The organism is Streptomyces sp. SID8374 (assembly GCF_009865135.1).
Lineage (GTDB): Bacteria > Actinomycetota > Actinomycetes > Streptomycetales > Streptomycetaceae > Streptomyces.
Genome location: NZ_WWGH01000002.1, coordinates 1,093,867 through 1,106,696, shown reverse-complemented (window position 1 = coordinate 1,106,696; position 12,830 = coordinate 1,093,867). Strand labels below are relative to the sequence as shown.

9 protein-coding genes are annotated in these 12,830 nt (G+C 71.0%); 5 read left to right on the top strand and 4 right to left on the bottom strand.

The window, feature by feature from the left end:
• Positions 1-51 precede the first annotated feature (51 nt).
• On the bottom strand, positions 52-672 hold the full coding sequence (locus GTY67_RS28365; protein ID WP_161280777.1) for a histidine phosphatase family protein: 621 nt from the start codon (positions 670-672) through the stop codon (positions 52-54).
• Between the two features lie 98 nt (positions 673-770).
• Here GTY67_RS28365 and GTY67_RS28360 point away from each other — a divergent pair, with 98 nt between their 5' ends.
• On the top strand, positions 771-1,388 hold the full coding sequence (locus GTY67_RS28360; protein ID WP_161280775.1) for a hypothetical protein: 618 nt from the start codon (positions 771-773) through the stop codon (positions 1,386-1,388).
• 69 nt (positions 1,389-1,457) lie between these two features.
• Here the strand turns inward: GTY67_RS28360 and acnA are convergent, their stop codons facing one another.
• Together acnA and GTY67_RS28350 are read right to left on the bottom strand one after the other, a co-directional pair.
• On the bottom strand, positions 1,458-4,184 hold the full coding sequence (gene acnA / locus GTY67_RS28355; protein WP_093686155.1) for an aconitate hydratase AcnA: 2,727 nt from the start codon (positions 4,182-4,184) through the stop codon (positions 1,458-1,460).
• A gap of 321 nt (positions 4,185-4,505) precedes the next feature.
• A complete protein-coding gene (locus tag GTY67_RS28350; protein WP_161280773.1) occupies positions 4,506-7,295 on the bottom strand; it encodes a hypothetical protein in 2,790 nt (929 codons plus the stop codon).
• 195 nt (positions 7,296-7,490) lie between these two features.
• On the opposite strand from GTY67_RS28350, the gene GTY67_RS28345 reads away from it, so the two are divergent.
• The 4 genes from GTY67_RS28345 (at position 7,491) to GTY67_RS28330 (ending at position 11,270) form a co-directional block, all read left to right on the top strand.
• Positions 7,491-8,327, top strand: a complete 837-nt coding sequence (locus tag GTY67_RS28345) for an alpha/beta hydrolase (protein WP_161280770.1) — start codon at positions 7,491-7,493, stop codon at positions 8,325-8,327.
• A 119-nt stretch (positions 8,328-8,446) separates the two neighbouring features.
• Complete coding sequence (locus GTY67_RS28340; protein ID WP_093686158.1) at positions 8,447-8,644, top strand: DUF4236 domain-containing protein; 198 nt, start codon at positions 8,447-8,449, stop codon at positions 8,642-8,644.
• A gap of 195 nt (positions 8,645-8,839) precedes the next feature.
• Positions 8,840-10,369: a UDP-N-acetylglucosamine 1-carboxyvinyltransferase gene (locus tag GTY67_RS28335; protein ID WP_093686159.1), complete on the top strand. Its 1,530-nt coding sequence runs from the start codon at positions 8,840-8,842 to the stop codon at positions 10,367-10,369.
• A 406-nt stretch (positions 10,370-10,775) separates the two neighbouring features.
• The gene (locus GTY67_RS28330; protein WP_093686160.1) at positions 10,776-11,270 is read left to right on the top strand and encodes a phosphatase PAP2 family protein; all 495 of its coding nucleotides are present in this window, start codon (positions 10,776-10,778) and stop codon (positions 11,268-11,270) included.
• 555 nt (positions 11,271-11,825) lie between these two features.
• On the opposite strand, the gene GTY67_RS28325 is transcribed toward GTY67_RS28330, so the two are convergent.
• Positions 11,826-12,248 carry a peptidoglycan-binding domain-containing protein gene (locus GTY67_RS28325; RefSeq protein ID WP_093686161.1) on the bottom strand — a complete coding sequence of 141 codons (423 nt, stop codon included), beginning with the start codon at positions 12,246-12,248 and terminating at the stop codon, positions 11,826-11,828.
• Positions 12,249-12,830: the final 582 nt, after the last annotated feature.

Here is a 12,830-nt window from a genome sequence, read left to right as displayed (position 1 = left end):
ACGTGATCCACGCGGGCGGCCGGCATCCTTAGGGTGCCGGCCGTCGGCGTTCTAGGGGGTGTCCTGAAGCGCTTCGGGCAGGGCCACGTTGAGGGCGGCGACGACCGGCCGGCCGTGTTCGGTGCCGAGCCGGGAGACGGCCCCGGTGGCGAGCTGGAAGAGGCGCCCCTCGGCGGGGGTCAGCCCCAGGTAGCGGGCGGTGAGGACGCGCAGGAAGTGCGAGTGGGCGACGAGCGCGATGTCCGCGTTCCCGATCCCCTCGGCGGCCGACCGGACGCCCGCGAGCACCTGGTCGGCGCGCTGCCCGACCTCGGCGGGGCTCTCCCCGGGGTGCTCGTCGGAGCCGGGGTCGACGCCGTCGGTCCACAGGTTCCAGAAGGGGCGGGTGCGGCGGATCGCCTGGGTGGTGATGCCCTCGTAGCCGCCGTAGTCCCATTCCCGCAGCTCGGGGGTGACGCGGGGGGCGTGGAGCCCGGCCAGCTCGGCGGTGCGGCGGGCCCGGATCGAGGGGCTGACGAGGGTGAGCCCGATGTTCCGGTCGGCCAGCAGGGGGACGAGGGCGCGGGCCTGGCGCTCGCCGGCGTCGGTCAGGGGGAGGTCGGTCCAGCTCGTGTGCTGCCCGGAGCGGGACCACTCGGTCTCGCCGTGCCGGATGAGGATCAGCTCGCCCATGGAGGTCCGTTCACTTTCTGTACGGGTGGTGCGGGTGGTGCGGTCGGGGCCACGTACCGTAAGTCCCTCACCTGGCCGACTTCCCGTGGGGGGACCGCATGTCCGACAACTTTCCGCCTCCGCCGCCCGAACAGCCGCAGCCGGAGCGCCAGGTGCCGGTGGGGGCGCCGTGGCCGTCGCCCTGGGCGGCTCCCGCCCCGCCGCCGGGCAAGCAGCGTACCGGGCTGATCGTGACGCTCGCCGTGGGCGGTGGGCTGGTGGCGGCGGGGGCGATCGTGGCGCTGGTCTACTCGCTGATGGGCTCGGTCTCGGAGGCGATGGAGCTGCCGCCGGCACGGTCGGACGCGCCGTACTCGGACCCGTACGAGTACGAGGAGGAAGAGCCTCTAGACGAGGAGCCGGTGGAGGAGCCCGTCGCGCCCGAGCCGGACGTGAAGAAGGACGTCACGATCACTGCGTGCACGCGGGACCCGCAGATCGGGTGGCAGTCGGCCGATGTGAAGGTCGTGAACGGGTCGTCCAGCCCGGCGGACTACTACATCAGCGTGGAGTTCCTGGACAAGAACGGCGTCAGGGTCGCGGAAGGGGGTGCCGGGGTGCTCGGTCTCGGCCCCGGCAAGACCGCGGTGAAGAAGGCCCAGGGGGTGGGCGAGGTGCCGCAGGGCACGACGTGCCGGATCAACGACCTCTCGCGGACGCCCTCCTCGGAGGAGTGAGAGCCGGCGGGCAACGCGGAAGGGCCGCACCCCGGGTCTCCCCGGGGTGCGGCCCTTCCGCTCTGCTGCCTACTTGCGGATCAGGCTGCGGAGCACGTACTGCAGGATGCCGCCGTTGCGGTAGTAGTCCGCCTCGCCGGGGGTGTCGATACGGACGACGCCGTCGAACTCCACACCGGTGTCGGTGGTGACCTTCACCGTGCGGGGGGTGGTGCCGTTGTTCAGCTCGGTGACGCCGGTGAAGGAGAAGGTCTCCTCGCCGGTGAGGCCGAGGGTCTCGGCGTTCTGGCCCTCGGGGAACTGGAGCGGGAGGACGCCCATGCCGATGAGGTTCGAGCGGTGGATGCGCTCGTAGGACTCGGCGATGACGGCCCGGACGCCCAGGAGCGCGGTGCCCTTGGCGGCCCAGTCGCGGGACGAGCCGGAGCCGTACTCCTTGCCCGCGAGGATCACCAGCGGGGTGCCGGCGGCCTGGTAGTTCTGCGAGGCGTCGTAGATGAACGACACCGGAGCCGCGTCAGCAGTCGCAGCCTGGGTGAAGTCGCGGGTGTAGCCGCCCTCGGTGCCCGGCGCGATCTGGTTGCGCAGGCGGATGTTGGCGAACGTGCCGCGGATCATGACCTCGTGGTTGCCTCGGCGCGAGCCGTAGGAGTTGAAGTCACGGCGCTCGATGCCGTGCTCCGTGAGGTACTTGCCGGCCGGGGTGTCGGCCTTGATGGCGCCGGCCGGGGAGATGTGGTCGGTGGTGACCGAGTCGCCGAGCTTGGCGAGCACCCGGGCGCCGGTGATGTCCTCGACCGGGGTCGTCTCCATCGTCATGCCCTCGAAGTACGGGGGCTTGCGCACGTAGGTGGACTCGGAGTCCCACTCGAAGGTGTTGCCGGTCGGGATCGACAGCGCCTGCCACTGGGCGTCGCCCGCGAAGACGTCCTGGTAGGACTTGTTGAACATGTCCTCGCCGATGGCGTTGGCCACGACGTCGTTGACCTCGGCCTCGGTGGGCCAGATGTCGGTCAGGTAGACGGGCTTGCCGTCCTGGTCGACGCCGAGGGCGTCCTTGGTGATGTCGACCTTCATCGAACCGGCGATGGCGTACGCGACGACCAGCGGCGGCGACGCCAGGTAGTTCATCTTGACGTCGGGGTTGATCCGGCCCTCGAAGTTACGGTTGCCGGAGAGCACCGAGGTGACCGCGAGGTCGTTGTCGTTGACCGCCTTGGAGACCTCCTCCGGCAGCGGACCGGAGTTGCCGATGCAGGTGGTGCAGCCGTAGCCGACGAGGTTGAAGCCGACCTTGTCGAGGTACGGGGTCAGGCCCGCCTTGTCGAAGTAGTCGGTGACGACCTTCGAGCCCGGGGCGAGGGTGGTCTTGACCCACGGCTTGCGGGTCAGGCCCTTCTCGACCGCCTTCTTCGCCACGAGCGCGGCGGCGACCATGACGTACGGGTTCGAGGTGTTGGTGCAGGAGGTGATCGCGGCGACGGTGACGGCGCCGTGGTCGATCTCGTACGTGGAGCCGTCGGGGGCCGTGACGGTGGTCGGCTTCGACGGGACACCGTTGGAGGTGGCCGGGGAGTCGGAGGCCGGGAAGGACTCCTTGCCCGCCTCCTCGTCGTCGGAGACGTAGTTGCGGACGTCCTGGGCGAACTGCGCCTTGGCGTTGGCCAGGATGATGCGGTCCTGCGGGCGCTTCGGGCCGGCGATGGAGGGGACGACCGTGGAGAGGTCCAGCTCCAGCTTCTCGGAGAAGTCCGGCTCGGCGGCCGGGTCCAGCCAGAGGCCCTGCTCCTTGGCGTACGCCTCGACGAGGGCGACCTGCTGCTCGTCGCGGCCGGTCAGGCGCAGGTACTTCAGCGTCTCGTCGTCGATCGGGAAGATCGCGGCGGTGGAGCCGAACTCCGGCGACATGTTGCCGATGGTGGCGCGGTTGGCGAGCGAGGTGGCGGCGACGCCCTCACCGTAGAACTCGACGAACTTGCCGACGACGCCGTGCTTGCGGAGCATCTCGGTGATGGTCAGCACGAGGTCGGTGGCGGTGGTGCCGGCCGGGAGCTCGCCGGTCAGCTTGAAGCCGACGACGCGCGGGATGAGCATGGAGACCGGCTGGCCGAGCATCGCGGCCTCGGCCTCGATGCCGCCGACGCCCCAGCCCAGCACGCCCAGGCCGTTGACCATGGTGGTGTGCGAGTCGGTACCGACGAGGGTGTCGGGGTACGCCTGTCCGTTGCGGACCATGACCGTACGCGCCAGGTGCTCGATGTTCACCTGGTGGACGATGCCGGTGCCCGGGGGGACGACCTTGAACTCGTCGAAGGCGGTCTGGCCCCAGCGCAGGAACTGGTAGCGCTCCTTGTTGCGGCCGTACTCCAGCTCCACGTTCTGGGCGAACGCCTCGTTGGTGCCGAACTTGTCGGCGATGACGGAGTGGTCGATGACCAGCTCGGCCGGGGCCAGCGGGTTGATCTTCGCCGGGTCGCCGCCGAGCTCCTTGACGGCCTCACGCATGGTGGCGAGGTCCACGACACACGGCACGCCGGTGAAGTCCTGCATGATCACGCGGGCCGGCGTGAACTGGATCTCCTGGCTGGGCTGCGCCTGGGAGTCCCAGCCGCCGATGGCCCGGATGTGGTCGGCGGTGATGTTCGCGCCGTCCTCGGTACGGAGCAGGTTCTCCAGCAGGACCTTCAGGCTGTACGGGAGGCGCGCGGAGCCCTCTACCTTGTCCAGCTTGAAGATCTCGTACGACTCGTCGCCCACGCGCAGCGTGCTGCGGGCGTCGAAGCTGTTCGCCGACACGACAGTCTCCTTCTTCAATGTGCGCGTCTACCGCGCCGCGCCTCATTGGCAGCGGGCGCCGCGTTGTGCCGCCTACGGCCCCGACCATCCGCTAAGGTAAGGCTTAGTTAGGTATGCCTTACCGGGCGGCGGCTGCGGTGCGCCTCGGCAGATATCTCGATGTCGAGATAACTCTAGTACATAGCCGCCGCTCGGTCATGCCCAGGTGCCCTTGTGCGCTCCTACCCGCGCCGCCGTAAAGAATGGGCGCACCCGCTCCGGACAGCGGTCCGGCCCCTCCGCGCGATGGCGGAGGGGCCGGACCTGGTGCACCGGGCGGGGCTACGGCGCGTCGCGGACCGTGCCCTCGAAGGGCGGGCCCAGCGGCTTGTCGTCGTTGTCCGAGAGCTGGAAGCGGACGTACTCGGCCGGCTCCTTCAGCTGGTCACGGACGGTCGGGACGGTCAGGTCGGCGGACTTCTGACCCGCCTCGACCGTCGTCCACAGCGTCCCGTACTCGACCTTCGAGAGCGGGATCGCCGGGTTCGGGACCTTCTCCACGAGCTGCGACAGCCACTCCTGGTCGACGTCGGCCGTGGACAGCTCCGGGCGGCCGTCGGGGACGGGGAGCAGCTGGGCCACGGTCCAGATCTCGACGTCCGCCTTCTCCGAGAGCGAGATCCGCCAGGTCAGCGGTTCCCCCTCGGTGACATCGGCGGCCACCGGCTTGATGCTCACCTTCGGCATCGGGTCGTCGTTCTCGGCGAGGACGCCGCCGGCGTCGGAGCCGACGACCGTGCCGCGGACCGCCTTGACCGCGACCCCGTGGGTCTTGTCCCAGCCGTAGCGCTTGTTGCCCTCGACCTTCACCTTGACCTTGATCCCGGCGGTGCCGGGGCCGACCTCGACCAGCCGGCTGGTCGACTTGCCGGTCTCCGGGTCGTCGACGTACAGCCGGACCGCGCCCGCGTTCTTGCCGGTGGTGCGGACGGGCACCTGGTACGTACGGAACCCCGAGTCGCCCTCCTTGACCGTGAGGGTGCCGATGTCGACGCGGGCGAGTCCTGCGGCCTTCACCGCGGGGGTGCCCGGCTTCCAGGACCAGGCGTCCATCAGCAGCGCCTTGCCGGAGGAGGACTTGGGGGTCAGCTCCAGGGAGGCGATCGCGGCGAGGTTCAGCCTGGCGCGGGTCGCGGCGGTCAGCGGGACGCGGACCTCCTGGGCCCAGTACGAGGTGGTGCGCTCGGTGCCCGGCAGCCCGTCGATCTTGACGCTGCCCAGCTTGGCCCGCTTGCCCTTGGCGTCCTTGACGTGGACGTCGAAGCGGGTGCCGCTGGTGTTCGGCGGTACGGCGACGCGGAGCGCGAGGCTCCCCGCGCCCTTGACCGAGACCGGCTTCTTCGGGGTGACGCGGGCGACGGTGCCCGGCTTCTTCCAGTCCAGGGCGACCGCGCGGCGGCCTGCCTCGTGCTCGGGGCGCCACTGGGCGAAGTGCGGCGAGGATCCAGGGTCCTTCTCGCCCAGGCAGGCGGAGCGGCCGGGGGCGACGGCGTCGCACAGCCTGGCGCCGCTGACCTTGGGCCCGCCCTGCGGGTCGTCGGGGAGGAAGCCGGCGCTCCGGTTGCCGCCGACCGCGTGGGTCAGCACCCGGGCGGGGTCGGCGGAGGGGGCGCGGCGGCCGGTGCCGTCGACGAGCTGGCGTACGCGGTCGTCACCGCCGACGAACAGCCGTGCGGCGGCGGCGATGTAGGTCGCGCCCGCCTTGTGCTGCTGGTTGGCGGTCAGCCGTCCGGCGGCGCCGGGCGAGCAGAGCGGGTCCGGCGACTCGGGCTCGTGCCAGAAGTCGTCGTCGGCCGGGGCCTTGGCCTGGCCGGGCGTCCACTCGGTGTTGAAGTAGTTGTGGTTGGCGCCGACCATGTAGACCGAGCTGTGCAGGGCCTTGCCCCGGCTCACTCCCCGGGTGCCGTCCGTGAACACCTGGCCCTGGAGGTCGGAGACGTCGCCGTCGCAGCCGGGCAGGATCGTCAGCGAGGGGACGTCCGGCACCGGGTTCTGGCCGAAGATGGTGGGGCCGATGTGGACGGTGCCGCGAATGTTCCAGCGGGCCTTGGAACGGTAGCCGTCCTGGGCGGCCGGCGGCTTGTAGAGGCTGTCCATCACCGCGCGGTTGACGCCCTCGCCGCCGCGCGAGTGCCCGACGAGGAGCACCCGGGACAGGTCGGCCTTCGGGCCCTTGCGTACGGCGGCGGGCGCGGAGGCGGGCTTGGCGGCCCAGTCGGCCCAGCGGCCGAGGTGGTTGCGGATCAGCGAGGAGCGGGCCTGCGCCCCGCCGTCCTCGGCGTTCCAGTCCTGGCCGTTGATGCCGTTGGCGGAGATCGAGACGGTCACGTACCCCTGGGAGGCCAGCAGCTTCTGGTCGCGCAGATAGCCCCGGTGGCTGGGGATCGGCTTGCTGCCCTTCTCGCAGGGCCAGTTGCCGGAGGCCTCCCCGTCCTTGCCGGGGACGTAGCAGGTGGCGTGGCGGCCGTGCAGGAAGAGGGCGATGGGGCGCTTGCCGGGTGCCTTCTTCGGGGCGACGACGACTCCGCGCATCTCGACCGGCGCGGGGAGGCCCGGGAGCTTGACGGAGGAGAGGCTGTACTCGCCGGTGGTGGTGGCGTACTTGCCCGCCTTGCCCGGGTCGACGGACCCCGCGGGCAGCTTGGGCGGGAGCTTCGGGACGGGCGGCTTGGCCTTGCGGTTCGCGCCCGCGCCCGGGGCCTGGTCGAGTCGGCGCCCGGCCGCCTCGACCGCGAGGTCACCGAGATCGGCGGTGCGGACCTCGTCGACGGGGAGCCGGAAGGTCCGGCCGTCGCCCTGCGGTTCGGGTACGCCCACGAGTTCGCCGTTCGCGCGGAACTCCACGCGGGCGTCGCCCATGGGGACCGGCTCGGGCGCCCGCCACTCCAGGTGGCTGCGCCCGTTCTCACCGGCGATGCGCCAGCCGGGTGGCAGCGCGTCGCCCGGCTGGGGTGTCGCGGTGGCGCCGGGTATCTCCGGCGGCGCGGGGGCGGCGTACGCCCCCGTCGGCGCCACCCCCGCCACCGTCAGCACCGCTATCGCGGTGGCCCATGCTTTCCGGCCACGTATCAAAGCTCCTCCTCAACCCTGGTCACCCGCGCGTCCGTTCCGGTGGTCTGTTCCGGGTCGAACGCGCTCTCGGAGATCGAGACGGGGAGTCGAACCTGTGGGTTGCCTCTGCGGGCGGAGTGATCGCCGGGACCTCTGTCGTAGGCGGTCGGTAGGGTCGTGAGGCGGATGCGTTCTGCGGGGCGGAGGGGTGGCGGAGTGAAGGTCAGGGAGAGCGATCTGCGGCTGGAGGACGGCCGCACGCTCCATGTGTACGACACCGGCGGCGACGGACTCGTGGTCCTCTGGCACCACGGCACGCCGAACATCGGCTCGCCGCCCGCGCCGCTCTTCGCCGCCGCCGAGGGGCTGGGCATCCGCTGGGTCTCGTACGACCGTCCCGGTTACGGCGGTTCGTCCCCGCTGCCCGGCCGGGACGTGGCATCGGCCGCCGCCGACGCGCGGGCGGTCGCCGACGCGCTGGGCACCGACCGGTTCGCCGTCCTCGGCCACTCCGGCGGCGGGCCGCACGCGTTGGCCTGCGGTGCCCTGCTGCCCGACCGGGTCGTCGGGGTGGTGACGGCCGCGGGACTCGCGCCGTACGGTGCCGAGGGACTCGACTGGTACGCGGGCATGGTGCCGTCCTCGGCGGCTTCGCTGCGGGCGGCCGCCGGGGGGCGGGCGGCGAAGGAGGCGTACGAGGCGGGCGCCGGGTACGACCCGGAGATGTTCACCGACGCCGACCACGAGGCGCTGGCCGGTGACTGGTCCTGGTTCGACCAGGTGGTGGGGCCCGCCCTGGAGGCCGGCCCGGACGGCCTGATCACCGACGACCTCGCGTACGTCGCCCCGTGGGGCTTCGACCCCGCGCGGATCACCGCACCTCTGCTCCTGCTCCACGGCGGCCAGGACCGGATAGCTCCGGTCGCCCACAGCCGCTGGCTTGCCGACCGCTGCCCGACGGCCGAACTGCGGGTGCGCCAGGCGGACGGCCACATCTCCGTGCTCGGCGCGGGCGCGGAGGCCCTGGAGTGGCTGGCGGGACGAGCGGCCTGACGTCCGCCACGGCTCCGGCCGGGGCCCGGCGTCGCGTTGCCGGCCGCTGTTCCGTACCGGCACGGGAATACCCCGGCCGCTTCGGGACACCCGGAAGTCCTGAACACAAGGAGGCCGAGATGGCGATCACCTTCCGTAAGAGCTTCCGGATCCTGCCCGGCGTACGGCTGAACATCAACCGCCGCTCCTGGTCGGTCACCACCGGCGGCGGGCGCGGGCCGCGGCGCACGGTCAGCAGCACCGGGCGGCGCACCACGTCCATGGACCTGCCGGGCCCGTTCGGCTGGCGCCGGACGACCCGTAAGCGCAGCGGCTGAACCGGGTCACCTCCCCGTACGGCCGCGCGCCCCGCGCCCCGTCGCCCCTCCCGGGGGACGATGGCGGCGCGGGCACGTTCGCGCGTTCGCGAAGGGAGCGCGGTGCGCCGCCCTCCCGGGGACGGTTGCACTCCCATCACTCGAACGGCGCACCCCCACATCGGCCTCATCTCATATCTGAGATAACCTGCCGCTATGTCAGACGACTACCTCGCACGCATCGGCAAGCTCATCCGTGACGCCCGGCAGCACCGGGGCTGGACACAGACGCAGTTGGCCGAGGCTCTCGGCACCAGCCAGAGCGCCGTCAACCGCATCGAGCGCGGCAACCAGAACATCAGCCTTGAGATGATCGCCCGCATCGGCGAAGCTCTCGACAGCGAGATCGTGTCGCTCGGTTACTCCGGGCCCATGCATCTGCGGGTCGTCGGCGGCCGTCGGCTCTCGGGCGCCATCGACGTCAAGACCAGCAAGAACGCCTGCGTCGCGCTGCTGTGCGCCTCGCTGCTCAACAAGGGCCGTACGGTCCTGCGCCGGGTGGCCAGGATCGAGGAGGTCTTCCGCCTCCTGGAGGTGCTGAACTCCATCGGGGTGCGCACCCGCTGGGTCAACGACGGCGTGGATCTGGAGATCGTGCCGCCCGCGCAGCTGGAGATGGAGGCGATCGACGCCGACGCCGCGCGCCGCACCCGCTCCATCATCATGTTCCTGGGTCCGCTGCTGCACCGGATGGAGCAGTTCACCCTGCCGTACGCGGGCGGCTGCGACCTGGGCACCCGCACGATCGAGCCGCACATGATCGCGCTGCGCCGGTTCGGCCTGGAGATCGCCGCGACGGAGGGGCTGTACCACGCCCAGGTGGACCGCTCGGTCTCCCCCGGCCGCCCCATCGTGCTGACCGAGCGCGGTGACACCGTGACCGAGAACGCCCTGCTGGCCGCCGCCCGCCACGACGGTACGACGGTCATCCGCAACGCCTCCTCCAACTACATGGTCCAGGACCTCTGCTTCTTCCTGGAGGCGCTGGGCGTACGGGTCGACGGCATCGGCACGACGACGCTCACCGTGCACGGGGTCCCGCAGATCGACGTGGACGTGGACTACTCCCCCTCCGAGGACCCGGTCGAGGCGATGAGCCTGCTGGCCGCCGCGGTGGTGACCGAGTCCGAACTCACCATCCGCCGGGTGCCGATCGAGTTCCTGGAGATCGAACTCGCGGTCCTGGAGGAGATGGGCGTCGACTGCGACCGCACCCCGGAATACGCGGCCGACAACGCCCGCACCCGGCTGGTCGACCTGACCGTGCGGCCCTCCAAGCTGGAGGCGCCGATCGACAAGATCCACCCGATGCCGTTCCCCGGCCTCAACATCGACAACGTGCCGTTCTTCGCGGCGATCGCGGCCTCCGCACACGGCCAGACCCTGATCCACGACTGGGTCTACGACAACCGCGCGATCTACCTCACCGACCTCAACCGCCTCGGCGGCCGCCTCCAACTCCTCGACCCGCACCGCGTCCTGGTCGAGGGCCCCACCCGCTGGCGTGCCGCCGAGATGATGTGCCCGCCCGCCCTGCGGCCCGCCGTGGTGGTGCTGCTGGCGATGATGGCGGCCGAGGGCACCTCCGTACTGCGCAACGTCTATGTCATCAACCGGGGTTACGAGGAGCTGGCGGAGCGGCTCAACTCGGTGGGGGCGCAGATCGAGATCTTCCGGGACATCTGATACGAGGATGCCGCCGCACCCCGTCCGACCTGCCGCCCAGCGGGTCAGGGAGGGGTGCGGCGGCATCTCCGGGACCTCTCCGGGGCTTCGGGCCGGATGAGAAAAGACCGCCCGCACGTGACTGGCCCACAGGTCACGGCCCGCTCCACGCGCCGAAGGACCGATGCGCCGCCGCGAGCGCGCCGCTGCCCCCGCCCGGGCCGGCCGGCGCTGAGTGGCGGAGCGCACACACTCGCGCCGGAGGACGAGGAGGCCCATGCCGAGCACCGCGACATCCGCAGGTGGAGTGCTGAGGACCGCTGCCGCCTGGAGTGATCGCTGTGTCGAAGTGCCGCGGGCGGGCAAGGGACACGGTATGGAAATCCTGGCGGTGCTACGCGACGGCGATCGACGTCTGACCAGGCGAATGGCTGCCTGGGACTCCGACTGGGCCCGCCAGTGCCTGCCACCTGCCGAGAAAGCAGCCGAGCACACGAAACTGTGGTGGGTCGCCGCCGTCGCCATGGCGGCCGGGGGCGGCCGGCGTGGCCGCAAGGCCGCAGCCGCCGGGATCATGAGCATGGCAGCGGCAGAACTTCTGTCGAACGGCGTCGTGAAGCAGCTCGTGGAGCGGCACCGGCCGCCGAAGGAGTGGATACCGCACGACGATGTCGAAGACCGGCCCGACAGCCCCTCCTTCCCCTCCGGCCACACCGCCGCCGCCGTCGGCTTCACCGCCGCCGTCGCGCTCTCCTGGCCCTGGGCCGGTGCCGCCTGCGCCGTACCTGCGGTGCTGGTCGCGATCGAGCGGGTCCACAGCGGCGCGCACTACCCCTCCGATGTCGCCGCCGGCGCCGCCATCGGGCTGACCACGGCCGCCCTCGTACGGGCAACGCCGCGCCTCCTGGCCGGCTGGAAATGATCCGAGGCGGAAGCGTGCCGGCAATCGGCTGATCAGGGGCGCCGTTCTTGTCGCCTCGGCGGCGCCGCGCGGTCAGCGGCCACAACTCCCGATCCGGTTCCCCGGCATGATCGACATGGGCCTGGGTACCTGGACGCACATGTTCAAGCATCGGCGGACCAGGGTGGCATGTGCGCTCCTGGTTGCCTGGGCCCTGATGACGACCATGGAGCGGTGGCACGGGGAGACCCCGTGGCCGACGGCTGTGACGAACGCTCTGCTGTGGGCATGCATATTCGCAGGCACCTGGTGGTTCGTCGAAATGGCACAAGGACGATCAGCACGAACGGACGGCATTCAGGCCGGGCACAAACCGGCGCCCCCTGAACTGCCGAACCCCCACACCGCACCTGCTCCAAGGGCAACCGAAGATGCGGATGCGGCTGCGGAAACCCGAAGCCGCTGACGCCCAGCGCGCCGCAGCGGCCGGGGTGGCGTTCGGTCCGTGCCGGGCGTTCCGCGAACCCACAACCCCCGGCCCCATGGTGGCGGACCGGGGGTTGTGGGCCGGGGCCACTACTTGCGCAGCTGGCGCCATGTGGATGGTCCGACGATGCCGTCGGCCCCGATTCCCCGGGCGCGCTGGAACGCCGTGACCGCGTTCTTGGTCGCAGGGCCGAACTGCCCGTCGACCGTCAGGCTGTAGCCGTGGTAGATGGCGAGGCACTGGATCTCCCGGACCCGGTCACCGCTGTCTCCCTGCCTGATCACGACGTTCCACGCCCAGCTGTAGCCCGCGGTCAGTCCCGCGTAGTCCACGCCCACCTTCCAGTAGACGGAACACGCGGCCTGCGCCGAAGCGGCCGTCGAATTCCGCTCCGTCTCCGTCGAGGCCACTGCCGTGCCGGGGCCGGCCAGCACGGTCCCCAGGGCGAGGGCGGAGCAGACAGCCGCTCCGGTGAACGCGCTACGGAACCGCGTCGAGGACCACATGCTCATAAGTCTCTCCTTGATGGGTGCAGTTTGTTACGCATCAGGCCGAGTCAGCTGATGCGGCGACACACTGGCATGACAAGAGAATTCCCATCTGAGGCAGGACTCTGTTCCGGACAGACCGAAGCTGTCCAGCGGCTACCTTGCGCAACGGCGAACCGTGATGCGACTGCCCGGAATCCACTGGAGGGCGACGAGCGTCCTTTTCCCGCCCAGGACTGCGATGCGGCCAGGTGATCGGCGACTTGATGCTCCGGTCTCCGTCGGCTCGTGCTCCATGCCGCAGGCAGACCCACCTGTGCAAAACAAAGAAGCTTGCGAAAGTGCCCGCAGCGGGGAAGGTGACGGCAGTGTGCTCGGAAATCCTGGAGCGCATGTGGCCGGTGGGCTTCGCAGCGGTGGGGGATCGAAGAATGCGCTGTGCGGGCTGAAAACTCTTGATCGTCACCATGGGCGGTGGCCCTTAACGTGGCCCGGAGTGACCGCCCCGGTCCCGCCGCCGCGAACATCGTGCGCAGCGGGACCGGACCGAAAGCGGACCGGCCGAAGAGGGGGAAGCCGGTGGGAGCGACGAGTTGCCCCAACCGC

Excerpts from the sequence above, each read along its gene's own strand:
- GTY67_RS28365 (WP_161280777.1), bottom strand. The coding sequence starts at position 672 with ATGGGCGAGCTGATCCTCATCCGGCACGGCGAGACCGAGTGGTCCCGC.
- GTY67_RS28360 (WP_161280775.1), top strand. The coding sequence starts at position 771 with ATGTCCGACAACTTTCCGCCTCCGCCGCCCGAACAGCCGCAGCCGGAG.
- GTY67_RS28340 (WP_093686158.1), top strand. The coding sequence starts at position 8,447 with ATGGCGATCACCTTCCGTAAGAGCTTCCGGATCCTGCCCGGCGTACGG.
- GTY67_RS28335 (WP_093686159.1), top strand. The coding sequence starts at position 8,840 with ATGTCAGACGACTACCTCGCACGCATCGGCAAGCTCATCCGTGACGCC.
- GTY67_RS28330 (WP_093686160.1), top strand. The coding sequence starts at position 10,776 with ATGGCTGCCTGGGACTCCGACTGGGCCCGCCAGTGCCTGCCACCTGCC.
- GTY67_RS28325 (WP_093686161.1), bottom strand. The coding sequence starts at position 12,248 with ATGAGCATGTGGTCCTCGACGCGGTTCCGTAGCGCGTTCACCGGAGCG.